This is a genomic window from Aneurinibacillus terranovensis DSM 18919 (genome assembly GCF_000430625.1).
In the GTDB taxonomy this organism is placed as follows: domain Bacteria; phylum Bacillota; class Bacilli; order Aneurinibacillales; family Aneurinibacillaceae; genus Aneurinibacillus_B; species Aneurinibacillus_B terranovensis.
This window is the reverse complement of the sequence record NZ_KE387174.1, coordinates 45,519-70,683: the sequence shown is the minus strand read 5'-3', so window position 1 is coordinate 70,683 and position 25,165 is coordinate 45,519. Positions and strand designations below refer to the sequence as shown.

Below are 25,165 nucleotides of genomic sequence, written 5' to 3'. Positions count from 1 at the left end.
AAGTTCACCTTCGAATATATTTTATTTGTTGATCGGATTCTAATTGGTTTTTTAACCTTGTCAATTGTTAAAAATATAGCGGGAGCCAACGTGATAAAAACGTGATATTCCTCGTGTATGGAATACTTTATTCCCTCCCAGCTCTGGCATGATGATTCACCATTCGGTATAATAGCAATCGTCACCTATCATCCATCCATTTTTGGAGGCATTTATGAAATTTCATATCCGTAATATACTTGCTATTATTTTTGGATCCGCCATTATGGGCTTTGGCATTAACTATTTTAATATTGCCAATCGCCTGTCCGAAGGCGGCATTACCGGGATTACCCTCCTTCTTAAATACATATTTAATTGGGACCCCGGAGTAACCAACCTCATTCTAAATATCCCGCTGCTTATTCTGGGCTGGCGAACGTTAGGCAGGCAGTCACTCGTATATACCATTATCGGCACACTGTCTGTTTCGTTTTTCCTCTCACTGTTTGGTTCGTTTCGCCACCCAATACCAAATGACACTCTTCTTGCCGCGCTGTATGCCGGAGTTACCGTCGGAGTGGGATTAGGGATTGTATTTCGTTTTGGCGGAACAACCGGCGGCTCAGATATCATCGCCCGTTTATTTAACAAATACTTTGGCTGGGGCATCGGCCGTACGATGTTTATGTTTGATTTTGTTGTCATCGGTATTTCACTCTATTATTTGAATCTGAATCTTGCTATGTATACGCTTGTAGCAGTATTTTTAGCGGCACGTGTCATTGATTTTGTCCAGGAGGGAGCGTACGCGGGAAAAGCAATTATGATTATTTCAGAACACGCAGTAGAGATCTCTCAAAAAATTATGGAAGAAATGGGACGAGGGGCTACCCTGCTGAAAGGACGGGGGGGCTACACGGGAATCGATAAAGAGGTGTTGTACTGTGTGGTTAGCCGCAATGAAATCGTTCGCCTTAAGAATATGGTACATGAGACCGACCCGTACGCGTTTATTATTATTAATGATGTACATGAAGTGTTTGGGGAAGGCTTTACATTGGACGGTAATAAAAATCCTCTGGTTAAGTAATGTAAAAAAAAGAGAAGCCCATTAATCGTGGCTTCTCTTTTTGTACCGCCGAACCTTTTTTTCGGCTTTATATTTTTTCCAGGCAACATAGCTCAGCGCCGGCAAAAGAATGGAGCCGATAAGAGCAATTAAAATCGTTGGCGATTCAGGAGGAACTCCCATGGCAAGCGTAGATTCATCCTTACCGAGGAAGATTTTATCGATAAGCGCAGTTAACTCCTGTAAAACATTGGAAATATCCCCCCAATTGTATTCGACTTTCCGCGTCTCCTTGAGGAAAAAGCTGTATATTGAAAGGAGTTTTTCCATATCCTGCGAGGAAGCCTGTACACTCAGCGCAGGTTTGAGTGTTTGATAGAGCTGCATATTTTGTGCAAAAGCATAAGCGAACTCGTGCTGCTTATGGCTGGCGGCAAGCAGCATCATTTTGTTCAGGTGTTCCTTATAAGCATTGTAATAATTCTTCCAGAGCGGCTGCTCTTCATGTGTCAAACTATCGATGGTAAGGCGCAATTGAAGGGAATACCAGAGCAATTTACTTGGATCCGGTTTTACCATCGTAAAAGCACGTTTGGCCTTTACAATCGTTTCCGTTATTGTATCAAGCGCCTCGATGGATAAGCCTTTGGGCGGGGTTGTCTTCGCGAACATAATTCCAAGCCCGTCAATCAATTGTTTGGCTTCGCTATATTTTTCTTCTTTCGTCAACTGATAAATATCCTGCGAAAGCTGGTCCATTTTTTGATAAGCAGACATCGTCTGCTGAGGCGGATCAATCGGTTTATTCCGGATCATACCGGGCCCGTATAGAATCCCCGTAACGAGTAGCAGCAAACTTACAGAAATTATAATTGTTTTTTTCACGACTCGTCCTCCCCTTCTATCCCATATGTATGGAGACAAAGGGAAGGATATGCTTGCTATCTTGCCTTTTTATAAAATTTAGTCAATGCGTAAATCAACCACAGGCTGAATAAGCTTAAGCAAAGTGTGATCCAGCCGACCGTGATATAATACGGTTCTAATTGGTCAGCCAACCACGGATGGATTTTCAGCGTGTAATCCAGCAAATCATTAAGCAGCGTCCAGACAGCCACGTAAAAAATGTGGCGAAGCTGAATCGTATAAAACCGTGCATACAACAGTGCTTCCACCGCCATCCCCCCGTGGGAAATCATCAGCATGTAATGCTGCCAGACCAGTTGGTCTCCCAGTGCGGCTCCGGCCAAAATAACGCCTACCGCCCACACCCCATATTTAAAGCTCGTTACAGCTGCGAATGCTTCCAGTGTGGGAATGCTGCGCCCAATCAGATAGGCAATAAGCACAAGCGTAAATAATGAACTGGCGGTAGGACTGTCCGGAACAAAAATCCGCAAATAAGCGGGGGTCTGTTCAAGTTGATCTTTGTACCAGTAAAAACCGTAAACAGAGCCAAGAAAGTTGATAATAATCATCATCCACAAAAACGATTTCGTCCGCAGCGAAGCGATAAACCACTTCCACATAAAATTCACGTCTTTTCCCCAACCTTCTATGTACGATTATTCAATAGATTAATCTTAGCTACATTTTACTCTCTATGCTACTGGTCCAAAGGAAAAAAAGCAATCGGCAGAGAAGCGAACAGCACCGGTCACGGCGCTCACGGAACGGAACGAACATGGTTAAGATCGGTACGGTATAACAAGCAACGACCTATAGATACTAACCGTAAAGAAATAACAGAAACGTTCCAATGGCAAATAAGGGGTTGAAACGTGTAGCATGAACGAGAGTGATTGCGATTTTTCATTCATGAAACAACAATTAAACGATGGCCTGCAGCAGATCACGCATGAACTTGACAACAGTCTGGAAATTCTAAAGACTGAAAACGGCTGCATATTATTAGGCAAAATAGAAGAAATAAAGCCGGACGGGCAGTCCCATCCGGCTTTTATTTCATTACTTCAATGATTTAAGGTAAGCAACTACTGAATCTTTCTGCTGATCCGTCCAGGAAGCAGCGAGCGGAGGCATGGAATTACGGCCTTTCGTTAAAACCTCTTTCACACCTTCCGGCTTTAACCGGTCAACAACGCCATGAAGATTAGGACCGGCTCCGCCTTTTAAGTCCTGGCCATGGCAGCCCATACAACCGTTCTGGTTAACGAGATCCTGTCCAGCCGCCACGCTAACGGCTCCGCCAGCGGCTGCTGTGCCACCGGCAGGTGCTGCTGCGCCAGCGTTATTTGCAGCTGGCTGCGAACTTGCGGCAGGCGCTGCTGCTTTATTATCTGAACCGGCAGCAGGTGCAGACGATGTATCGGACGATGCACCGGAACTGCTTCCATTACCGCCTTTCAGGGTAGAAAGATAATGTGCAAGCTCTTGTTTTTCTTGCTCTGTTCCCTGGAACATACCTCCAGGCGGCATTGCTCCCCCACCATTTTTGATTTTATCGAGGATTTGTTTTTCACTTAATTTGCTTCCCACATTCCATAAGGCAGGACCCGCCCCGCCTTCCATGTTTGCACCGTGGCAAGCCTGGCAGCTTGTTTTGGTTTTATCCGTCCAAATGGCAGCCGGTTTGAAATCAGCCGGTGGTTTTGCTGCAGATCCGCCGCTGGCACCTGCAGCCGCTGCCGGATGTAATTTACTATGCTCATCCATTGCCGCCCATGTAAGATAAACAATGCTGACGATAGCAAGCAGCATGACGCTCGTTGCGATCGGGCGCTTGCTGGGCCTGCGTTCGGGCCCTTTGTCAATCCACGGAGCAAGAATGAGCGATCCGAACGTAATCAACGGAATAACAAGTGAACCAAATACTACGTACGGACCGGAAGCCCAAGGATATTTGAGAAGCTGATACAGGAACAGAAAGTACCAGTCAGGCAACGGGATATACCCTGCGTTATTCGGGTCCGCTTTTGCTTCAAGCGGAGCCGGATGACTTACAGTCAATACAAGAAAAGCGATTAATACAACCGCGGCAACCATCCATTCTTTTAACAGAAAATTCGGCCAGAAAGCTTCCGACTTGCCCGGAAACTCCGCATAGGACGGCGAGATATTCGGCGTTCGCTTCGCAGGAACACGCGAGTCCCCCACATACTCGATGTCCTTTTTATGGTTTGACATTTAATTACCCCCCTTGTCTTATGGAGCCCCAACTCCATCTTATAGTGGTCCGGAAATCCCCTGTCTCCGAATCATGATAAAGTGTGCACCCAGAAGAGCAAATAAGGCGCCCGGAAGGAAGAATACATGGATGGCGAAGAAACGCGCCAGCGTTTCAGCCCCAACCAGATCCCCGCCCTGCAGCAATGTCGCAATAAAAGGACCAACCAACGGTACCTGGTCAGCAATCTGGATCCCTACTTTTGTTGCAAAGTAAGCTTTGTTATCCCAGGGAAGCAGGTAACCTGTAAACCCGAGACCGAGCATAATGAAAAATATTAGCATTCCGACAACCCAGTTTAATTCACGTGGACGCTTATACGCTCCCTGGAAGAATACACGCAACGTATGTAAAAATAACATTACGATTACAAGGCTTGCACCCCAGTGATGCATGCCGCGCACAATGACACCAAAAGCTACTTCGTTTTGTAAATACTTAACCGATTCATAGGCATTAATAATATCTGGAACATAGTACATAGTAAGAAACATACCGGATAAAATCTGAATCACCGTAATAAAAAATGTCAGACCGCCAAAACAATAAACAAACGCGGAGAAATGGTGGGCCGGGTTAACGTGTTCAGGCACTTCATGGTCGGCAATATCACGCCACATGGGCGTAACGTTAAGACGTTCATCGACCCAATCATACATTTTACGGATCATGTAGGTTACGCCCCCCCTGCTATCTTGTTAGGCTCTACTTTGCCGAGCAGCACTTTTCCATCCTTTACCGCCAACTGATACTGGTCAAGCGGTTTCATCGGCGGAGTACCCGGAACATTTTTTCCGTTCTTCTCATAACGCCCTCCATGGCATGGGCAGTGGTACTGGTTGGGGAATTGTTTATTCGTACCCCAACTAACGGTACAACCGAGGTGCTTACAAATGGGGGACAATGCGATAATTTGCCCCTGATATTTGTAGACCCAGGCCGTTTGAGAAGTCTCTTGTTCGCCGGTCCACACGTCTTTGACTTTCACTTTGAAGCTGTAACTTTTAGGTTCTTCTGTAATATCGCTTTCACTCGCAACAGGAACCATCCCACCTGCTGATCCCGCTTTTTTCAAAGCCGGATCAATTGCGAAGCGAAGCATTGGCGCCACCATCCCAGCAGCTAAGAATCCACCTACTCCAGTCAGACAGTAATTAAGAAACTGCCGTCTGGAGACCCCCTGGTCTTTCTTCTCGCTCATCCTCTAACCTCCTATCCCTATAATAACGTCCGTTTCGGACTTATAAATACACATCTATTACTAGGACAGATTCATCATACTGAATGGGTTTTAGACTGTCAAGAATATTTTGATATATTAACCCTATGCCGAACTTGTTAACTTTATAATTGTAAAATTTGTGTGAACATTGTCGAAAAATACTAATTCCATACGGAAATTATCTTTTGAACGATCCGGTTTCCTTCAACGAGCGATTTCTCCAAAAAGTTTTTCGATTGTACCGCTGCCTCAGGAACTGCTCTTACAACATACGCTTCCACATTTGCTTCACGCAATTTTGCCGCCAGTTCTTCTGCATTCGTAACAACGAGACAATAAGGGAAACCGCCTCTCAGAGCTTCCAGATTTTGCATCACGTATGGGAATGTGGTGTCTATGTATTGATCGTGCCAAACTGCCGAAAGCGTTTGGAACAGAAGAACCCGTCCGGTGAGCTGCTGCTCCGCGGCTGCGCTCACTTTTTCCACCCAGAATGGCTCGGCTATCGATTTTTTATCCCACGGCACATGCGACACACACACAGGGTAAATGACGGTATCTATGTAATCTTGCATGTCCAAAATTTTCTTCATATCTTCCACTTTCCAACGCAATTCAATCCCCTCCAAAATAATGAGTACTTGGCTAACATCAGGCCGAAGGCGCAAACGATTGCCATAGCCGCAATTATAAGGTTATCCTTTATTACAAGCGAAATAAAACCCGGATAAATCCGGGTTTTAGCGTACCATATATTATGACGTCTCGCTACTTTTTAAAAGTCGGGACAACTTGTTTTAATTCGCTGGTCAATCGATAGAACGCTTCTTCGTCTTTCGCTTCGAGTGCTTTATCTATTTTTGTATATAAATCCTGTATACGAAAGCTTGTAATTGCCTCATCTAATACCATTTCCGCCAAAAGGCTTAGAAGCGGGCCGCTGGCTATGCCTAATTTTTGTTTTTCCACTTTCGATCCCTCCATTTCAAAGATTTTACTCTTCGTCAATCTTGTGCAATATTTACTCAATAATTGGAATTTTTAAAGCAGATCTCGTTTTGAAATTGGATTTGTCGATATACGTTTGTTCATCCTACTATATTGTATTCTCGTCCGCCTGTTTGGTACTAAAATATCAACAATTTAGTAACTTGCTTAGTATTGATTTACCCCAGACGGTAAACCGGTAAACGGTGTTTGATTCACCACTTACCCCTTTGCGCAGCAAACCTGTATGGACCATCATCCCCAGCACCCGGCGCTTAATAATCTCTACGGGTGTGTCATAGTAAAAGGAAGTCACCCAATCAGAAAGGTAGTCGGCCAGCATCTTTTCATCCGTCCATTCCGTGCATATGCCGCCTGTTAGTATACATAACCCGTCTAATGCAGAAATAGATTTTCCGAACGTCTTACGCCAGTATGTTACAAGGGATTGCGCAACCTCCTGTACGTTCCATTTGTCCGGATGAATACTCATAGAGCCTTTCTCTGTGAGAATAAGCCCCAACACGGCATTTTCTTCAATAAGATCCTGTTGATAGGCGAAGTCATAGAGCAGGCCAAACCTATCAGGGTAGTCTCTGAATCTCCTGCCATAGCCGAATCTCCATTCATGTTTTTCAGGTAAAGCTTCCTGTACGGCAAACCTTTTCATTATATTTACGAGATGGTTGCGGTAAAGTGTGCCTGTCTTAGACAGGGGAAGGCTATTTTCTTTTAGATGCGTGAGAAGTATGTACAAATCTCCGGCGAGAATAAATGTATCATCGCGGTATAGTTCCGGTGCATCCGGCATCGGTTCAACCGCTTCTCTTCCCTGCTCAAGCAAGCAGCGTCGCCAACCAGCCCGCACGTCTTCCGGAAACACGTAGCTTTCCGTCTGAAGGTTAACGCGATATAACCAGCCGTTGGCAAGCGCCTGATCGATAAGCGTCCGGTCTGTTTGACCCCTTTCACAGGCACAGCGCGCTTTCACATAAAGGGCGCTTTTACTGTAGGTGCTTTTCGGGTCGCTGATTAGCTGCAACAAAAATCTTTTTTCTTTTGGACTGAGCCTTTGAAATTGTTCACCATAGAACGACCTACGCGTTAATTTCACAAAAAGGCTTTGAATGAGTTCATGTTTAGAATTGAGATTGCATTCACAGCGGTATGTTGAAGCAAGCTGATTAAGCTGTTTAATGTCCACGATCCCGAGCGTCTCCGATAACTTCATGAGTCGCCGCCCCTTTACCCGATTTTAGTATGTATATATGTTCAGTATTGACCGTTGGAAAAGGTTGCATTCAGGTAGATGAAATCATTTGTTTTTATTTTTTTGTAAAAACAAATGATTCCATTGCACACTTCTCTGAAACTACGTTCGTTCGCCGACGCAAAAAAAGACGACGGCGAGGTTAGTTCGCCGTCGTCTTTTTATAAGTGTTCAAGGAGGTAGGCATACCGTTGGGCCGTGTCGTATACTTCTTCGCCGCTGTCTATCACATACTCATAATACTGCAGAGCGAGCTCGCGGTCGCCTTCTCCTTCAGCTACACGCGCGCGCCAGTACCATGCGGTCATATCCTCTTCGTCTTTTTCTAACAAATGGGTGGCCCATTCATTTACTTCGTCCCATTTTTCCAGTTCAGCCAATCTCGTTACATAGCATTCCGTAAGAATCTCCTCTTCCGGCTGCAGTTGAAGAGCCTGACGGTAAACGGCCAGGGCCTTATCTTTCAACCCAAGCTTCCATAATGACTCCGCCAGCAGCGGATAAGCGGCCACGTACTCTTCGTCTACATCCAGCAGTTTAGCAAACCGGCTGATAGACTGCTGCCAGTTTCCAAGCTGGTAGGCAACCACTCCACAGCCATACAATGCTTCCACATGGTCGCCGGATTCCTTAAGAATCCGCTCATACAACTCAAGCGCCTCTTCAAACAGCCCCTGCTTTGCCGAAAGAGCAGCCCGTTCAAGCAGGATCTGTTCATTTCGGTCAAAACCCTCCATCGTTTCCCATTGCGACAGTGCGCGGCCACTTTCGCCCAGCTCCGCATACAGCTTCCCCGCCCAGTATTGAATTTCTTCCTGGCCGGGGTCAATTTCAAGCGCTTGTTCAAAATATCGTATGGCTACTTCCGGAAGGCCTTCGATAAGAAAAAGTTCGCCAAGCAGTGCATACACACGATAATCATCCGTAACGGTTTCCTTTAATTCAATAAGAAGCTCCATTGCTTCATTTAATCTATCCATATCCATATAAAGAGAGGCGCGATAGATTTGAATCTCTGCACGCAGTTCCCTATCATGTTCATCTTTCCAACTGTCCAGCTCATCGAGCAGCAACAGAGCGGTCGTATGATGTCCCAGACTATGGTAAAGACGGACAAGTTCCAGCGACAGAACAGGCTCCCCAAACGCTTCATTCCGCAATTCCCCAAGCAGCATAAGGCCTTCTTCAATATTTCCGTTCTCTATTACTTGCATGGCTGTATCCAGTTCTTTCTGCCACTGTTCGTACATACATTTTCCTCCATATAAGAAAAACCGTTCTCTTGTGAACGGTTTAATTACTCTTACACCGCGTCAGCCAGCTTAAACTGACTACGGTAACCAGTATACCAAATAAAGAAGTGAGCAAACCATAATTTACACGAAAATCTTTGTCCGTATCTTCCACCTGATAAATGATGGGATTTTCAACACTTGCGACAATTCCGTATTTAATTTTAGAGTGGCCGGACTCAGTATTTTGCAACTGCAACTGATCGAAAGAAGAAATGGTATCCGTCGTGCCGTCCGCACTCTGGGCAAACGAGGTCGACCCGTTATCCCCTTCATTTACAATAATAGGAAACAGAGTTGCCACCAGAAGAAGCACGGTGATGAAAAGCAAATACCGCTGCTTTCTTTTCGTTAATTGGCCGGCCTTCTGTTTAACAGGGTCGGCCCATTTATTTTCCTGCCAAATGCGGGCCATCACGCCATCTGCTATCGAGAAGTCTCCATATTCGGCCGGAAGTTTCATCGTATGTAGTGGAGAATCTTCACTTTCTGATGTAACTCGTATGTAAAATGAATAATCTTCCCGACATACCGGACATTCTTCCACATGCTGTTCTACTTTGAGTTTATTTTCTGCTGATAGAGTAGGAGCATCAAGTAAAAGACGTACGGTTTTACAATCCATTGCTTGCCACACCCTTCACCCGTTCATCATTTGAGTCAAGAATATATGGCTCAAGCTGTGATTTTATGCTCCCCCTTGCACGGAAAAGGAGCGATTTAACAGAACTGATCGTTGTATCAAGAATATCGGCAATCTCTTTATAATCGAGCTGTTCATATTCCCGTAAAATTAAAGCGGTTCGCTGTTTTTCCGGTAATTGGTTAATCGCCCGGCGAACGAGATCCACACGCTCCGTTCGCAATAATTCCTGTTCCGGCAGCCTGTCTGTCGAAATGCGGGCCGGCTGCTGGTTATTATCTTCCAAGTATACTTCGGAATTGCGGCTCTTGCGCAGTTCACTAAGCACCGTGTTGCGTGCAATCGTATAAAGCCAAGTAGAAAAGGAGGCTTCGACATCGCGAAAAGACTGTAAATTGCGAAACGCTTTATAAAATGTTTCCTGAGCTAAATCTTCCGCCTGATCTTCCATATGATAGCTTTTAAGCATATGTAAAATAAAAGCAAGAATTCTACGCTCATACCGGCGAATTAATTCAGCGTAATATTCGATTCGCCCATCTTTGATCTCACGAATTAATTGGGAATCGGTCATCAATACGGGTAACCTCCTTCGATTCCATGCCCCAGCGGATTATGTACGCAAAAACCAGAAAACGGGGTACAAATTACCATATGTAAAACAAGACATGAAATATACATTTCTCTATTTTAGACGACAGATGGGTGGCAAAAGGTTGCACCGTTTGCTAAAAAATTTATTATAAGACACATCTCCTATCGTATGATGTTCCACAAAAAATGTAAACCCCCTAATTTACGGTAAAGAAAACTTGGCTCTGCGCCCGACAAAAATTAACAATAAACTAAGAAAGACGGCGAGAATATCGGTCCACGGATAGGTGAACAGCAATAGGCGTATCGGTTCGGCCAACAGGGAACACCATCCTTCGATAAAGGAGTACATCCATGTGGCCGGGGCATGAGGCCGCATATCAGACCACCCCGGAATGATAAATGGCCATTGCAACAATAAAGAAGCTAAAAAATGCAAATCGGCCCGAAGACGATACTTGTATCTTCCACAATGGCCAAATGCGAGATACACAATAAGCGCCAAACCGCCAAGCGCTAAACAAAGCATTTCATAAAGAACAGCTCCTGTGTCACCGACAGTTCCGAACTGCCACAGCAGGTATGGAAATATATTTATTTTAAGGATGACTAAACCCGTAATTACACTCATTGAGAACAATACATAACGAAGAAACATGTTTATATCCCCTCCTTTGTACAAACATATGAATCGAGTAGTAAAACATACAAAAAATATTTTGTAGCTATTTGTCGAATGATTAGGGCTTTTACAAATTCACCTCGCATAATAAAATAAAACTTGTGATTTTACGTATTTGGAGGTCAAATTATGGAGGAAAATAAGTTAATTCAATTGATTATAGAGAAGAGAACATCGATGCACCAGATTTATAAGCAATCGAACAGGAATTTGCTCGACAAAAAAGTGCTTAAAATCAGTCAAGAAATCGATTGTCTTGTTAATGAAATTATGAAGCAAAGATTATCGGTTTAACAAAAACCTGCCCCTACGAATTGCGCCGGTTGATGCAGTCGGCAAGCAAAAAAATACCACCCGCCTGCAAGACGAGTGGAATGGGGATAACCCATATTATGGATAGGAGTGGAGAGAAACCATACTATACGATTATTATAGGTGATATAAGTAAAATGTCAACAAATTTCCTGTGCAATTTTTATTTTCTGAAGTTAACAGCTTATGCTTTTTAAGACAGCAAAAAAGCCAGGAAATGAGACATCAATGGATTCCGCATCACGAACGTGGGTCTCCCCCGCAGCCTTCAAGCCGGCAATGGCGATAGACATGCCGATTCGATGGTCACCGTGACTGTCACATACAGTTCCCATCAGGGGTACTGGTCCATGAACCGTCATCCCATCCTCTGTCGCTTCAATACGAGCGCCCATTTTGCCCAGTTCACTAACCACCGTATCAATTCGATTGGTTTCTTTTACTTTCAGTTCCGCCGCGTCCCTAATCACCGTTGTTCCTTCCGCCTGGCTTGCGATAACCGCAATAACAGGTACTTCATCAATTAAACGCGGAATGAGATTCCCGGCAATTTCCGTTCCATGTAGTGGAGTGTATTTCAATTCAATATCGGCAACAGGTTCGCCGTTGATGTCCCTTTCGTTATGCAGGGTGAGGTCAGCACCCATCGCCTGAAGAACATCAATAATACCTGTCCGGCTCGGATTCATCCCTACATTTTCCACGGTCACATGGCTTCCCGGCAGGATCGCTGCGGCGGCAAGGATAAAGGCGGCGGAGGAAATATCACCCGGCACATGAATTTCGCCTGGTGAAGTAAGCGTCTGTCGGCCGCGCACCCGGACGCCACCCGGGAATGATTCGACATCGACACCAAAAGAGCGAAGCATGCGTTCCGTGTGGTCGCGCGATAATTCAGGTTCATATAACGTAGTGACTCCATCGGCCTGCAGACCGGCCAGCAAAATCGCCGACTTAACCTGGGCGCTTGCTACCGGAGAATGATACTCGATCGCTCTTAGCTTTCCTCCGCGAATGGAAAGCGGTGTGAATTCCCCGCCTGCACGCCCGTCGATTTCTGCACCCATTTCACGCAGGGGAGTGGTCACACGTTTCATCGGCCGACGGGCGATCGATTCATCTCCAATCAATACACTGTGGAAAGGGAGAGTGGCGAGAATCCCCATCATCAGCCGGATCGTTGTGCCGGAGTTTCCGATATCGAGAATCTCGCTCGGCTCACGTAAACCATACCAGCCCTTTCCGTATACGGTCACCCGGTCTTCATGCTGCTCGATCGTGATGCCGAGCCGCCGAAAAGCGGAAATCGTACTTAAACAGTCCGCTCCGGGCAAAAAGCCGTAGATGTTTGTCGTCCCGTCCGCCAGTGAACTTAGCATAACGGAACGATGGGATATCGATTTGTCCCCGGGAACCTTCACGTTTCCCTGCACCGCTTGAACAGGCAATACTTGTTTCATGATAACCCCCTACTCTCGCTGATATGTCTGGTATCCTGCTTTTTTCAATACATCGTCGGCAGCTTCCATCTCTTCAAAGTTACGGAAAGAGACGCGTAGAACGCCGAGTATATCCTCACGGGTTTCGAGAATGTGTATATTGGTGATGCTAATTTCGTGTTCGCCCAACATTGTCGTAATTTTCCCGATGATACCGGGATGGTCGGGAATATCCACATACAACTCAAAATACGGCGGGATCGCTCCTTTTTGTTTTTCCGGAAGCTGATCACGAAACGAACGGGCCGCCGCAAAAAACTTCTCTATTCCGGGGCCGTCTGCTTTTTCTACAAGCGAGATAATGTCATCCAGTGTACTCCTCCAATCCCGAGCCAGGTTAATCATCACCGTACGATTGTTCAGCAGTACGTCCCGCCACATCCGCGGGTTGCTCGACGCAATGCGTGTAATATCGCGAAAGCCGCCTGCGGCAAGACGCCTGTACCAGTCATTTCCGTCATCGTAACCGGCAACTTGGTTAACAAGGGTAGCGGCGATAATATGAGGAAAGTGGCTGATTGCACCGACGATGCGGTCATGTTCCCCCGCGTCCAGCACAATCACCTTCGCCCGGGTTGGAGCAAGAAGTTCCTTCATCTGCTCAATTACCTCCGGAGGCGTGTCAGCGGCCGGTGTTAGTACGTAATACGCATTCTCAAACAGGCGCTCATTCGATGCTTCCACTCCGGATTTGTGCGAGCCAGCCATCGGATGTCCCCCGACAAAATAAACCCCTCTGCTGGCAAACCCCTCCGACATCTCCATAATGCACGCCTTTGTGCTCCCGGTATCGGAAATGACGACTCCTTTTTTCAATGGAGTATACCGCAAAAAGGAAATCAATTCATGCAATTTTCCGACGGGAGCACACAAAAAAATAAAATCAGCTGCGGCGACCGCCTCAGCCAATTGCGTTGTCCCTCTGTCGATCACCCCGAGGGATTGGGCCATGCGTAAATTATCTTCCGTTACATCAAAACCGGTAATATGTACGTCTTCGTGCTTTTTTAAGGAAAGAGCCAGCGAACCGCCAATAAGCCCCACTCCAAGAATGGCTACCTGTCTCATCGTTCTGTCTAAACCCTCCACTCGTAATTCCCCTGTAAAGAAAGCTTGGCAACAAAATTCAGACGATGCATCTGCTATACAGCATGGAGTGACCTCCGGTTATAAAGGCCACTCCATGACTGAAGGAGATTTTTAATCCGCCCGCTCAGGAAGCGGTTGGAGTCAACACTGCCCGCATCGCTGCCAGCATTTTCTCATTCTGTTCGCGGCTGCCGACCGTCACACGGATTGCTTCGGGAAATGCGCGGATGATAATGCCCAACTTCAGCATTTCATTAAAGATTTCCCTTGAATCCCGCTCCGGCATAATGTAAACAAAATTCGTTTCGGAACGGTAGTATTTGACACCGAGCTCATCAAGCCCGGCATACATCTGCTGCAATCCTTCGGCATTGGCCTGTTGACAACTCCGGACAAATTCCTGGTCCGCCAGCGCAGCCAGTGCGGCTTTTTGTGCGAGATGATTGACATTAAACGGCTCACGTACGCGATTAAGCTTATCTATGATTTCGGCGCTGGCAATTCCATAACCGACGCGCAGGGCGGCAAGCCCATATATTTTTGAGAAGGTGCGCAGGATAATAAGATTCTTGTATTCGTCCATCAACTTAATTGAGTTCGGATATTCCTCACTTTTCACGTACTCACTGTACGCTTCGTCAAGAACTACGAGTACGTGATCCGGAACTTGATTCAAAAAACGGACCAGTTCGGTTTCGGTTATCATCGTACCCGTCGGGTTATTCGGGTTACAAATCCAGATCACGCGCGTCCGCTCGTCAACCTTGGCAAGCATGCCGTCGAGATCGTGCGCCCCTTCAATCGACGGTACTTCAATGACATCCGCCCCTTCAATCTCCGCGTTCGTTTTGTATACCGAGAATGTTGGCACAGCCATAATCGTATTGGTGCCGCCCTGCAAGTAGGCACGCGTAATGAGGACAACAAGTTCATCGGATCCGTTGCCAAAAACAAGTTCATCGCCTTTCACACCAAGAAACGAGGCGACCGCTTCGCGCAACTCAAGACAGGCCCCATCCGGATAAATCGGCAGATGGTCTAATTGCGAAAGCAGAGCTTCGCGTACGTTAGGTGAATATCCAAACGGATTTTCATTGGACGCGAGTTTAATCACCTCGGTGAGGCCTAGCTCCCGCTTTACGTCTTCAATTGGTTTGCCGGGTTCATATACTGGTAAATTTACAATCTGCGATTTAGGAATCATATATTCACCTCATTAAATATGCAGTCTATTCCTTTCATCATACCGCAGAGTGAAGCTGTTTTACAAATATTTTTACGTCGTTCAACGCCTCCTCCAAAGAATCAGGAGCGATCAGCCGGGGTGAAAGTTCACGGATTTTTTCAATCAGAGCACTGCCGACAATAAACCCGTCGCTGTATGGCGCCAGCCGCTCGGCCTGTTCACGGCTTGAAATTCCGAACCCAACCGCAACAGGAACACCTGAATAGCGTTTCACTTCTTCAAGGAAGGGGACGATATGCTCTCCCAATTCTTTTCTAGTACCCGTTACACCGAGCGAAGAGACACAGTACAGGAACCCACGGGCACGGGAGGCGATCATTTGAATGCGCTTCTGCGAGGTCGGAGCAACCAGCGAGATGAGAGGACGGCCATACCTGGCAGCGATCTCTTCCACTTCCTCCGCTTCTTCGAAAGGCAAATCCGGGATAAGAATACCGTCTATATCCGCAGCAGCCATTTCCTCAAATAAACGGTCAATCCCGTAGCGCAACACCGGATTATAGTACGTAAATAAAATAATCGGAATGGTTACCCCTTTTTCCCGCATCGCTCCCGCCAGTTCAATCACCCGCTGAATGGTAACACCGTGGGTGAGAGCCTGTGCGGAAGCAAACTGGATCGTCGGCCCATCGGCAAGAGGATCCGAATACGGCACACCAAGCTCAAGTAAATCGGCTCCTGCTTCCTGCAGGGCGAGCCCAAGCGAAAGGGTTGTTTCAGGTGTCGGGAAACCGGCCGTAATAAAAGGGATGAATGCCTGCCGCCCTTTTGCGAACGCACCCTCGATTCGTTTCGTGCCTCCAGTACTCGTTATCATGCCTGCTCCCCCTTTTCTCTTTCATAGATTTGCGTGACATCTTTATCTCCACGGCCTGAAAGGCACACAACGATGATGCTGTCTTTATCCAGCTCAGGTGCAATCTTTATCGCTTCCGCCACCGCATGGGCGCTCTCGAGAGCCGGGATAATTCCTTCCACCTCGCACAACAAATGGAGGGCGGCGAGCGCTTCATCATCGGTTATCGGACGGTATGCTGCCCGGCCGCTGTCATGCAGGTAGGAGTGCTCCGGACCAATCCCCGGGTAGTCAAGACCAGCGGAAATGGAATAGGGCTCAATAATCTGGCCGTATTCATCCTGGAGGAGATACGTCATCGCTCCATGAATAATTCCTCGGCTCCCCTTGGAAAAAGTGGCGGCATGTTTATCGGTGTCAATCCCGACACCTGCGGCTTCAACGCCGATAAGGGCAACTTCTTTGTCGGCTATAAACGGGTAGAATATGCCCATTGCGTTGCTGCCCCCGCCTACGCAGGCCACGATATAATCGGGCAGGCGATTCTCTTGTGTGAGGATTTGCTCTTTCGTCTCGTCTCCAATAATCCGCTGAAAATCGCGAACCATCTGCGGATAAGGGTGGGGACCGACAACCGAGCCAATCATGTAAAACGTCGTATCAACCGTGCTTACCCAGTAGCGGATCGCCTCACTCGTGGCATCTTTTAGTGTCCGAGTGCCGGAATACACCGGTACCACTTCCGCACCAAGCATTTCCATACGAAATACGTTCAGCTTCTGGCGCTTCATGTCCTCTTCACCCATAAATACTTTGCATGACATACCAAGCCGTGCCGCAATGGTAGCCGCAGCCACTCCGTGCTGACCGGCACCGGTTTCAGCGATAATTGACGTCTTTCCCATGTACTTCGCGAGCAAGCCCTGCGCGATCGCATTATTGATTTTGTGCGCGCCGGTGTGGTTCAAATCTTCCCGTTTTAAGTAGATTTTCGCACCTCCCACTTTTTCCGTGAGGCGTTCGGCAAAATAAAGCGGAGTCGGCCGACCGGAATATTGGCGCAGAAATGCAGACAGTTCTTTCTGAAATCCGGGGTCGGTCATCACTTTTTCATAGGCGGTTTCCAGCTCGTCGAGCGCATTGACGAGCGTCTCCGGAACATAGCGGCCGCCAAAAGCGCCAAATCTTCCTCTTATTTTCTTTTCAAGCTCTGCTCCGTTCATCGCATAACGCCCTTTCTATTAAAGTTTGAATTTTGTCCGCGTCTTTCCTGCCATCGGTTTCTACCCCGCTTGAAACATCGATACCGTCGGGATTATATTTTCGTACCAGTTCGGCAACATTTCGCTCGTTGATGCCCCCGGCAACGATAAGCGGCAACCCGTGGGTTTCGCACCATGCACGGTATGGGGTCATTTCATCCCACGCAAACGCTTTGCCTGTTCCCCCTGCCTGAGACGTTGTAACAGTATCTAGCAGTACATAATCGACGATTCCCAGGTAAGAATCAAGCACAGAGCTGATTTTATATTCCTCATCGTCACAGGGATTGTCAGAGTTATGCTGCATGCCGCCAGGTTCGTTAATCCCAAACACCTTAATTAATTGGCAGCCAAATTGTTCTTTTACGCGTTGACAAAAAGCCGGGGAAGCTTCACTGTGAAGCTGAACGATATCAAGCCGCGCCGTGTTAAAAACAGCTGCGATTTCTTCCAGCGCCGGATCGACAAACACGCCGACGGTTTTTATATCGGATGGAATCAAGCCAGCCAGCTCCTGCCAGCGCGACGGGGCAACCTGCCGGCGGCTTGGAGCGAAGACAAAACCGAGCCAATCGACGGACAGCCTCCGTTCAACAATTTCTGTAATCGTATCAGCCTGCGTGATTCCACATATTTTGACGAGCGGATGTTTCGTAAACAAACCGGTCATACGAGAACGTCCTTTTGCACCGGTGCAGGCCCGACCAGGTTGAACACAGCACCGGTAACGTCAGCCTGACGCATAAATGTTTCCCCGACGAGAACACCGTCCACATTGGATTGATGCAGCAGGGCAATATCTTCTTTCGTGCGGATTCCGCTCTCACTGATTCTTATTATAGACGAAGGAATCTTGGTAATTAACCGGAACGTATTCGACAGCGAGGTGGTAAACGTTTTTAAATCGCGGTTGTTAATGCCGAGTAAATCCGGTTCAATGCTGCTTAACACGCCGTCAAGTTCACGTTCCGTATGCACTTCCACGAGAATCTCAAGGCCTACATTGCCCGCTTCACGCGCCAGTTCACTCATTCGCTGTTTATCGAGAATGGCCGCGATGAGAAGAACCGCATCCGCCCCATTGGCCCTTGCCTCATAAATTTGCAGCGGGTCGATGTTGAAGTCTTTGCGCAAAAGAGGGATAGGCTTTGTGAGATTATGCTTTATTGCAGCAAGATAGGATACATCACCCTGAAAAAAAGTCTGGTCGGTTAAAACGGAAATCGCTTCTACATTTGCATCCGAATATCGACTGGCAATGTCAACCGGATCGAAATACTCCCGAATTACTCCTTTGGAAGGCGATGCTTTTTTAACTTCTGCAATCACACCGACAGGACGCGTACGGTTGCGAAAACGTTCTTTCATCGAAATACACGGAGGAAGTGCCGCAATATGCTGCTCCATATCCCGGACGGTAAGCCGTTCTTTTAATAAAGCCACTTCCTGCTGTTTTTGCGCGACAATTCTATGAAGCATGGCTGACACCTCCTGTTACCTCTATAAGCTGCTGCAGCTTTTGTTTCGCTTTCCCTGAGTCAATAACATCCCTTGCCTGTTTGACCCCTTCGCCAATCGATGAAACCTGCTCGTTTAAATACAGGGCTGCTCCGGCATTGAGTAGCACAATGTCGCGATATGCCCCTTTTTCACCGTTGAGCACCGCCCGAATAATTTTAGCGTTCAAATCTGCGGCCCCGCCCGCTACTGCCTGCAGCGGATAGGTGGGCAAACCGAAAATATCAGGCTCAATCCGGTAGTCTGCAATGGTTCCGTGGTCGAGTTCGACCACATGGGTCGGACCACTAATGCTAATTTCATCAAGCCCGTCTTCTCCCGTAACGACAAGCGCACGCTTGACACCCATCTCAGCCAGAACTTCGGCAACCTTATGCCCAAGATTGTGGTCGTAGATTCCAATCAGCTGACGGTCAGCTCCTGCCGGATTGGTCAGCGGGCCAAGCAGATTGAAAACGGTGCGAAACCCAATTTGTTTGCGGGGCTCTACCGCATGTTTCATCGCCTGGTGGTACTGGGGAGCAAACAAAAAGCACAGGTTCGTCTCTTCCAGACACCGGGTTGCCTCCTCCGGCGTTAACGTAATGCTTACACCGAGCGCTTCGAGTACATCGGCGCTCCCACTCTTGCTGGATACGGCCCGGTTTCCATGCTTGGCGATGCGCACTCCGCCTGCCGCCGCTACAATGGCAGAAGCGGTAGAAACATTGAATGAAATACCGCCGTCCCCGCCGGTTCCACATGTATCAAGCAAATAGTCGCGCGATGTATCAATGGACGCTGCCTTGTTTCGCATCGTCTGTACGAAACCAACCATTTCTTCCACCGTTTCATTTTTCATGCGAAGTGCCGTTAAAAAGCTTGCGATTTGCAGGGGAGTCGCTTCCCCTTCCATAATCAGACGCATCGCGAGACTCGCTTCCTCGCGTGTTAACGATACACCGGCCACAACCCGGTGCAGAAGGTCTTTAAACATCCACGCTCATCTCCTCTACTCTCATCATTTGCTCTGCTAAACTCAATGCATGAAACATGGCCCTTGCCTTATTTCTCGTCTCTTCATACTCATTTTCCGGAATCGAGTCGGCTACGATGCCTCCCCCGGCCTGCACATATGCCTGGCCGCCTTGAAACACAATGGTTCGAATTGCAATGCAAGAATCAAGATTTCCATTGAAACTAAAATATCCGATGGCACCGGCATAGATGCCGCGGGATTCCTGTTCGAGTTCATTAATAATTTCCATCGCCCTGATTTTCGGCGACCCTGAAACGGTCCCGGCCGGGAAACATGACAGCAGGGCATCAAAGGAATCCTTCCCTTCTGCCAGCCGCCCGCTTACATGTGAAACCATATGCATGACACGCGAATACAATTCGATCACCATTTGTTCGCTCACTTCAACGCTGCCAAAACGTGAAACTCGGCCCACATCATTGCGCCCCAGGTCAAGCAGCATCAAATGTTCAGCCCGCTCTTTCTCATCTGCCAGAAGGTCTTCCCTTAACCGTTCATCCTCGGCCTGGTCACTTCCGCGCGGCCGGGTGCCCGCGATCGGGCGGACGTCCACTTTATTCCCGGTGACTTTTACGAGCAATTCCGGCGAAGTGCCGACAACTGTTGCATCTGACGTTTGAAAATAGTACATGTAGGGGGAAGGGTTTGTCACGCGCAATATCCGGTAGACAAACAGCGGGTCGGACTTTGCAGGGGCTTGAAACCGCTGGGACAGCACAACCTGAAAAATATCGCCTGCTGCAATGTATTCTTTTCCCCGGCGCACCATTTCCAGATAAGTTTCTTTTGAAATATTGCTAACAACCGGAATCGGTTCGACCGACTTTGGAATATTATCGACGCGCTGCAAGGAAAAGGAACGTTCTGTCATTTGTTTGACAATTTCCATAATGCGCCTGCAGCATTGTTCATAGGCGGATTTAATTTCTCCTTCATTCGCCTGTTCTTCGACATACAGATTGACAATGACCTGCACTTCCTGTTTCAAATGGTCGTATGCAATGACCTCGTCGACAAAAAACATATGGATATCCGGAAGCTGCAGCGAACTTTTTTTGGGTTTCGGCAATTTTTCAATATGCTGCATCGTATCATACCCGAGAAAGCCGATTGCCCCTCCGGTAAATGGCGGCAATTGACTGTCCTGCGGGCTGCGGTAATGGGAAATCCGGGAACGCAACAGTTCCAGGGGATTGCCCTCCATTTTTTCCGTTTTCCCGCAGCGGTGTGTGAATTCAATCGTCGTGTCTTTCGTTTTCACGGTTTGAAATGGATTGATGCCAATAAAGGAGTAGCGGGCCCAGCGCTCCCCGCCTTCTACACTCTCGAGCAGGAACGTATCGTCCGCGCGAAGCGTCTGATACAGCTGAATCGGGGTAACCTGATCGGCTAAAAACGTATAGCGAATCGGGATCAGGTTGTATGTTTGACGAAGTTCGAGCACTTCATCAACAGTTGGAGTATACATTTGGCGCTTCACCTCTTCTTTCATGATGAAGAGGGCCTTGGAGGAAAATATGCAAATAAAGTCCGGAGCACAACGCTCCGGACAGACGTATCCCGTTCAATACAAACAGATTATGTCTCTCCTCAGGCTCTACTCTTCTCAACTCACACTTAACGGCCGATAACGGCGGGCTGTTCTGTCGGTCTATCTCTCAACTCTGCTTGCTCTACCATATCTGTTTATGGTTGTTTTTATAATAAATGTGTTCTACTTTTCTGTCAACACTTACTTTCTTTCAAGTTGTTTTCTCTAGCGTGTAAATCCGGGCGCAGAACAACGGCACCTTCTAAAAAGACATGGTGGATTTCCCCAATCGTTTTTTCCGTATTGATAAGCATCATCACCCGGATGCACCGCTCCAGACCGCCCGGAACGGAAATCTCTGTCGAACACATCAGAGGGACGAGATCCCACCCGGAAATACAGCGGACAGCCCGTGCCGGAAAGGCAGCGTTTAAGTCCTGAGTAACCGTGATAACGACACTGGCTACATCTTCCGCTTCAATTTCGTTGACTTCAATCATTTTTCGAACTAACGTTTCCGTTCCGCTAAGTATTTCCTTTTCCTCGTTTGCAGGCACGGTAATCGCACCGCGAACACCACGTACAGCCATTTAGCTTCCTCCTTTTAATTCATGTAGCACTTCACACACCGGTGCTTCCGGCACATCTTTTTTTATGACAACCTTGCCGATTGCAGCGGGCAGAACAAATACAAGTTTCCCGTTCTCCCCTTTTTTGTCGCGGCGCATGACTTCAATAATGGTTGGGATGTCTAAATCTTCGGTTAACCGTACGGGCAGCTTGAAATCTTCCAGAATGGTTTGCGTTCGACGGCTAATATTTTCAGCCAATCCGAGTTTTTCAGCCAGACGGGCGGCAGCCACCATACCAATGGCGACAGCTTCTCCATGGTTTATTGTTCCATACCCTGTGAGTGATTCAAATGCGTGGGCAAACGTGTGCCCAAGGTTTAAAATCGCGCGCAGGCCGCTTTCCCGCTCATCTTTCGACACAACGGCCACTTTAATGCTGCAGGCCCGGTAAATCGCTTCCTGGAGCAGCGAGTGGTCAAGCGCCTGTAAACCCGCCGCATGTTCTTCTATCCACGTTACGAACGATTCGTCCCACAGCAGGCCGTGCTTAATTACTTCGGCAAAGCCGGCTGCCACTTCCCGCGCAGGCAGGCTCGTAAGTAGAGCCGTGTCATACGCAACAAATTTTGGCTGGTGAAAAGCTCCAATCACATTTTTGGCCAGCGGATGGTTAACCGCGACCTTGCCGCCCACACTGCTGTCGTGTGCCAGTAAAGTGGTGGGCACCTGTACGAAGTCTACACCTCGCATGTACGCGGCGGCTACGTAACCTGTCAAATCCCCGACTACCCCGCCGCCCAAGGCAATAAAAACAGATTTGCGGTCAAGCCCCGCTTCTAGCGCACGGGTGATCATCTGTTCAAATACGGGTAAACTTTTTGCTTTTTCACCCGCGGCAACGACAGCGTGCGATACGATATAACCTGCAACGGTCAACATATGTTCAACCTTGTTCAAATACAAGGGGGCAACATTCTCATCTGTAATTATAAACAGCCGCCTGTTCGTGCCGATCCCCTGTTCCCTGAAAAGGCGGGGCAATTCATCGACCGCACCCGGGCCGATCCAAATCGGGTAGGACCGTTCCCCTAAAGCGACTTCAAGGCATTTCAATGACCGGGTATCTTCCATCTTTAAAACCTCTCCACATATTCAACATATCGCTTGTAGTTATCTTTCATCTCTTCTAGCGAGTCCCCGCCGAATTTTTCCATGATCGCTTCGGCCAGCGTCCAACACACGACAGCCTCGGCCACCACACTCGCGGCGGGAACCGCACAGCTATCCGAACGCTCGATGCTGGCGGCGAACGGTTCTTTCGTATCGATGTCCACGCTATTCAACGGCTTGTATAGCGTTGGAATGGGCTTCATCACCCCGCGAACAACAACTGGCATCCCGTTCGTCATTCCGCCTTCAAGTCCACCCGCCCGATTCGTGCCACGGGTATACGTTCCTTGTTCATTTAAAATGATTTCATCGTGAACCTGGGATCCCGGACGTTCAGCGGCTTCAAAACCGATACCGATTTCGACGCCTTTAAATGCCTGGATGCTCATAACGGCCTGGGCAAGGCGCCCGTCAAGCTTGCGATCCCACTGCACATGGGTTCCCAGCCCGACCGGAAGACCGTCCGCCTGCACCTCGACAATACCGCCAAGAGAATCGCCGTCCGCCTTTGCCTTATCGATTAAATCCATCATTTTCTGTGTAGCTTCCGGATCGGCGCAGCGCACAGGGGATTCCTCTGTGACGCGAATTAACTCTTTAAGATCAAGCTGAAGCCGTTTGGCTTCCACTTCTCCAATGCGCAGCACTTGACCTGCAACAACAATGTCGAATTGTTCTAACAATTGGCGGGCTACCGCCCCGACTGCTACACGAATCGCTGTTTCACGGGCGCTGGACCGCTCAAGAATATTTCGCATATCACGCTGATTGTATTTCAGAGCCCCGTTCAAATCCGCATGACCCGGGCGAGGGCGTGCTACACGGCGCTTATCTTCCTCATCATCGATCGGCTCCACACTCATAATTTTTTCCCAGTGCGTCCAATCTTTATTTTCCACAACGAGGCAAATGGGCGCCCCGGTTGTTTTTCCATGGCGAACGCCTGCAACGATTTTTACTTCATCCTTTTCGATTTGCATCCTCCGCCCACGGCCGTGCCCTTTCATCCGCCGCAGCAATTGTTCATTAATTTTCTCAATGGAAAGGGGCAAATTGCTGGGAACCCCTTCAATAATTGCGGTTAGTTGTGGTCCGTGTGACTCTCCTGCTGTTAAATAACGCATGAATTTTCTCTCCCATCCTTTAACGCTTTTATGTGCTATTATAGTATAGCAATTCGGAAAATCATAGGGGGGGAATGTCGAGCTACCCAGATGTTTCGGACAGGGTACCCCTTTTTTGGCAGAACACGGTCAGTTGCAGCTTCCTCGCAAAGGAAAGACGTACAAAAAATAAAACGGACCATTCCATTCCAGCCACCTATACTTTTTTGTAAAAGAACGTGTCCTCCGACTCAAAACGGTACTGCTGCGGCTGAAAAATTTGTTCGGTACTACCGACGAACAGCACACCGCCGGGCCGCAAAGAATCGCTGAATTTATGGTAGAGTTCGTTCTTCGCCTCTTCCGTAAAATAAATCATGACATTCCGGCAGACGATTAAATCGTAATTTTTGTCAAAAGGGTCGGCAAGCATGTTGTGTTTTTTAAATTTGATCACTCGCTTGATCTCGTCAGAAATCGCAAACATCGGAGGTTCTTTGCGGAAATATTTGTTTACCAAATCCGGCGGCGCATCCTGCAAAGAACGTTCGGCATAAAGGCCGCGTTTCGCCTTGGCAATGGCGCCCTCGTCAAGGTCGGTCGCCGTTATATCCACTTGGGAAAGCGGCATAAACCGCGAAAATAACATCGCGAGTGAATACGGTTCTTCGCCTGTTGAACAAGCCGCACTCCAGCATTTAATCTTTCCTTTTTCCTTCAGCAGGCGGGGAATGATTTTTGTTTCCAGCACCTTCCATCGGCTCGGATTACGAAAAAATTCGGACACGTTAATCGTCATCCGGTCCAAAAATTCGTTAAACAGTTCCGGATTTTTTACCATTCCTTCAAAGAAACCGGAAAAATCATTGAATCCCCGCTTCATCCGCAACGAAGTCAATCTGCGTTTCATTTGTGCCTCTTTATACAATGCCAGGTCAATGCCTGTTTTTTTCTTTACTTTCTCTATAAATTGGAGAAAATCTTTATCTTCCATCGCCACATCCCCTTTGTCTCCCAAACCATTTTCTATTTATTCGTGCAATGTTCGCCTTCTCCTTCTTATTGTACAGGAAAAATGAGAAAAACTCGCGGGCGTTGCCGCTCGTCCTTTTTCTGCAGGG

The 25,165-nt window shown here is 47.7% G+C and carries 28 protein-coding genes and 1 pseudogene; 3 read left to right on the top strand and 26 right to left on the bottom strand.

Translation table 11 applies throughout. The features are described 5' to 3' along the window. Positions 1-214 precede the first annotated feature (214 nt). Complete coding sequence (locus H525_RS0119200; RefSeq protein WP_027417515.1) at positions 215-1,072, top strand: YitT family protein; 858 nt, start codon at positions 215-217, stop codon at positions 1,070-1,072. A 21-nt stretch (positions 1,073-1,093) separates the two neighbouring features. Here the strand turns inward: H525_RS0119200 and H525_RS0119195 are convergent, their stop codons facing one another. Next, positions 1,094-1,936, bottom strand: a complete 843-nt coding sequence (locus tag H525_RS0119195) for a sporulation protein YpjB (protein ID WP_027417514.1) — start codon at positions 1,934-1,936, stop codon at positions 1,094-1,096. 56 nt (positions 1,937-1,992) lie between these two features. Then, positions 1,993-2,589, bottom strand: a complete 597-nt coding sequence (locus H525_RS0119190) for a DUF1405 domain-containing protein (protein ID WP_027417513.1) — start codon at positions 2,587-2,589, stop codon at positions 1,993-1,995. Between the two features lie 250 nt (positions 2,590-2,839). On the opposite strand from H525_RS0119190, the gene H525_RS0119185 reads away from it, so the two are divergent. After that, positions 2,840-3,031, top strand: a complete 192-nt coding sequence (locus H525_RS0119185) for a diadenylate cyclase domain-containing protein (RefSeq protein ID WP_027417512.1) — start codon at positions 2,840-2,842, stop codon at positions 3,029-3,031. Here the strand turns inward: H525_RS0119185 and H525_RS29215 are convergent. The 11 genes and pseudogenes from H525_RS29215 to H525_RS0119135 all read right to left on the bottom strand — a co-directional run bounded on the left by H525_RS29215 (position 3,020) and on the right by H525_RS0119135 (position 10,904). Beyond that, positions 3,020-3,421 carry a c-type cytochrome gene (locus H525_RS29215; RefSeq protein ID WP_342664299.1) on the bottom strand — a complete coding sequence of 134 codons (402 nt, stop codon included), beginning with the start codon at positions 3,419-3,421 and terminating at the stop codon, positions 3,020-3,022. The two genes, H525_RS0119185 and H525_RS29215, sit on opposite strands and share 12 nt — an antisense overlap. Next, positions 3,416-4,198: pseudogene (locus H525_RS24850) on the bottom strand (c-type cytochrome); the annotation flags it as partial. The pseudogene H525_RS24850 and the gene H525_RS29215, both read right to left, overlap by 6 nt. 39 nt (positions 4,199-4,237) lie before the next feature. After that, the gene (gene qcrB, locus H525_RS0119175) at positions 4,238-4,909 is read right to left on the bottom strand and encodes a menaquinol-cytochrome c reductase cytochrome b subunit (RefSeq protein WP_027417511.1); all 672 of its coding nucleotides are present in this window, start codon (positions 4,907-4,909) and stop codon (positions 4,238-4,240) included. Positions 4,910-4,914: 5 nt separating this feature from the next. Then, positions 4,915-5,439 carry a ubiquinol-cytochrome c reductase iron-sulfur subunit gene (locus tag H525_RS0119170; RefSeq protein ID WP_027417510.1) on the bottom strand — a complete coding sequence of 175 codons (525 nt, stop codon included), beginning with the start codon at positions 5,437-5,439 and terminating at the stop codon, positions 4,915-4,917. 182 nt (positions 5,440-5,621) lie between these two features. After that, on the bottom strand, positions 5,622-6,074 hold the full coding sequence (locus H525_RS0119165) for a DUF2487 family protein (protein WP_027417509.1): 453 nt from the start codon (positions 6,072-6,074) through the stop codon (positions 5,622-5,624). 154 nt (positions 6,075-6,228) lie between these two features. Next, positions 6,229-6,444, bottom strand: a complete 216-nt coding sequence (locus H525_RS0119160; protein WP_051331171.1) for an IDEAL domain-containing protein — start codon at positions 6,442-6,444, stop codon at positions 6,229-6,231. 151 nt (positions 6,445-6,595) lie between these two features. Next, positions 6,596-7,678: a hypothetical protein gene (locus tag H525_RS0119155; RefSeq protein WP_027417507.1), complete on the bottom strand. Its 1,083-nt coding sequence runs from the start codon at positions 7,676-7,678 to the stop codon at positions 6,596-6,598. 200 nt (positions 7,679-7,878) lie between these two features. Next, positions 7,879-8,967 carry a tetratricopeptide repeat protein gene (locus H525_RS0119150; protein ID WP_027417506.1) on the bottom strand — a complete coding sequence of 363 codons (1,089 nt, stop codon included), beginning with the start codon at positions 8,965-8,967 and terminating at the stop codon, positions 7,879-7,881. Between the two features lie 43 nt (positions 8,968-9,010). Beyond that, the gene (locus H525_RS0119145; protein ID WP_027417505.1) at positions 9,011-9,634 is read right to left on the bottom strand and encodes an anti-sigma factor family protein; all 624 of its coding nucleotides are present in this window, start codon (positions 9,632-9,634) and stop codon (positions 9,011-9,013) included. Then, a complete protein-coding gene (locus H525_RS0119140) occupies positions 9,624-10,226 on the bottom strand; it encodes an RNA polymerase sigma factor (protein ID WP_027417504.1) in 603 nt (200 codons plus the stop codon). The genes H525_RS0119145 and H525_RS0119140 overlap by 11 nt, the downstream gene beginning before the upstream one ends. Before the next feature lie 222 nt (positions 10,227-10,448). Next, positions 10,449-10,904 carry a hypothetical protein gene (locus H525_RS0119135; protein WP_027417503.1) on the bottom strand — a complete coding sequence of 152 codons (456 nt, stop codon included), beginning with the start codon at positions 10,902-10,904 and terminating at the stop codon, positions 10,449-10,451. A 153-nt stretch (positions 10,905-11,057) separates the two neighbouring features. Between H525_RS0119135 and H525_RS26720 the strand changes: the two genes are divergently transcribed. Continuing rightward, positions 11,058-11,222, top strand: coding sequence for an aspartyl-phosphate phosphatase Spo0E family protein (locus H525_RS26720; protein ID WP_081413511.1), 165 nt, complete (start codon positions 11,058-11,060; stop codon positions 11,220-11,222). 194 nt (positions 11,223-11,416) lie between these two features. Here H525_RS26720 and aroA read toward each other — a convergent pair whose 3' ends face one another. From aroA to H525_RS0119065, 13 genes are all read right to left on the bottom strand, one after another. Then, complete coding sequence (gene aroA, locus H525_RS0119125; protein ID WP_027417502.1) at positions 11,417-12,700, bottom strand: 3-phosphoshikimate 1-carboxyvinyltransferase; 1,284 nt, start codon at positions 12,698-12,700, stop codon at positions 11,417-11,419. Positions 12,701-12,709: 9 nt separating this feature from the next. Then, the gene (locus H525_RS0119120) at positions 12,710-13,807 is read right to left on the bottom strand and encodes a prephenate dehydrogenase (RefSeq protein ID WP_027417501.1); all 1,098 of its coding nucleotides are present in this window, start codon (positions 13,805-13,807) and stop codon (positions 12,710-12,712) included. Positions 13,808-13,952: 145 nt separating this feature from the next. Continuing rightward, on the bottom strand, positions 13,953-15,032 hold the full coding sequence (gene hisC / locus H525_RS0119115; RefSeq protein ID WP_027417500.1) for a histidinol-phosphate transaminase: 1,080 nt from the start codon (positions 15,030-15,032) through the stop codon (positions 13,953-13,955). Between the two features lie 37 nt (positions 15,033-15,069). Further along, positions 15,070-15,891 (bottom strand): tryptophan synthase subunit alpha, encoded by an 822-nt coding sequence (gene trpA / locus H525_RS0119110; protein ID WP_081413510.1) that lies wholly within the window; start codon positions 15,889-15,891, stop codon positions 15,070-15,072. Continuing rightward, positions 15,888-17,093 (bottom strand): tryptophan synthase subunit beta, encoded by a 1,206-nt coding sequence (trpB, locus tag H525_RS0119105; protein ID WP_027417498.1) that lies wholly within the window; start codon positions 17,091-17,093, stop codon positions 15,888-15,890. The genes trpA and trpB overlap by 4 nt, the downstream gene beginning before the upstream one ends. Beyond that, positions 17,074-17,802: a phosphoribosylanthranilate isomerase gene (locus tag H525_RS0119100; protein WP_027417497.1), complete on the bottom strand. Its 729-nt coding sequence runs from the start codon at positions 17,800-17,802 to the stop codon at positions 17,074-17,076. Before H525_RS0119100 ends, trpB begins: the two co-directional genes overlap by 20 nt. After that, on the bottom strand, positions 17,799-18,611 hold the full coding sequence (gene trpC / locus H525_RS0119095; RefSeq protein WP_027417496.1) for an indole-3-glycerol phosphate synthase TrpC: 813 nt from the start codon (positions 18,609-18,611) through the stop codon (positions 17,799-17,801). The genes H525_RS0119100 and trpC overlap by 4 nt, the downstream gene beginning before the upstream one ends. Next, positions 18,601-19,626: an anthranilate phosphoribosyltransferase gene (gene trpD, locus H525_RS0119090; RefSeq protein ID WP_027417495.1), complete on the bottom strand. Its 1,026-nt coding sequence runs from the start codon at positions 19,624-19,626 to the stop codon at positions 18,601-18,603. The genes trpC and trpD overlap by 11 nt, the downstream gene beginning before the upstream one ends. Continuing rightward, a complete protein-coding gene (gene trpE / locus H525_RS0119085; RefSeq protein WP_027417494.1) occupies positions 19,619-21,136 on the bottom strand; it encodes an anthranilate synthase component I in 1,518 nt (505 codons plus the stop codon). Before trpE ends, trpD begins: the two co-directional genes overlap by 8 nt. A gap of 257 nt (positions 21,137-21,393) precedes the next feature. Next, positions 21,394-21,789, bottom strand: coding sequence for a chorismate mutase (gene aroH / locus H525_RS0119080; RefSeq protein WP_027417493.1), 396 nt, complete (start codon positions 21,787-21,789; stop codon positions 21,394-21,396). Then, entirely contained in the window at positions 21,790-22,902 is a 1,113-nt protein-coding gene (aroB, locus tag H525_RS0119075; RefSeq protein WP_027417492.1) for a 3-dehydroquinate synthase, read from the bottom strand. 2 nt (positions 22,903-22,904) lie between these two features. Then, complete coding sequence (aroC, locus tag H525_RS0119070; protein ID WP_027417491.1) at positions 22,905-24,065, bottom strand: chorismate synthase; 1,161 nt, start codon at positions 24,063-24,065, stop codon at positions 22,905-22,907. Positions 24,066-24,261: 196 nt separating this feature from the next. Beyond that, on the bottom strand, positions 24,262-25,038 hold the full coding sequence (locus tag H525_RS0119065) for a CheR family methyltransferase (protein WP_027417490.1): 777 nt from the start codon (positions 25,036-25,038) through the stop codon (positions 24,262-24,264). Between the last annotated feature and the right edge of the window lie 127 nt (positions 25,039-25,165).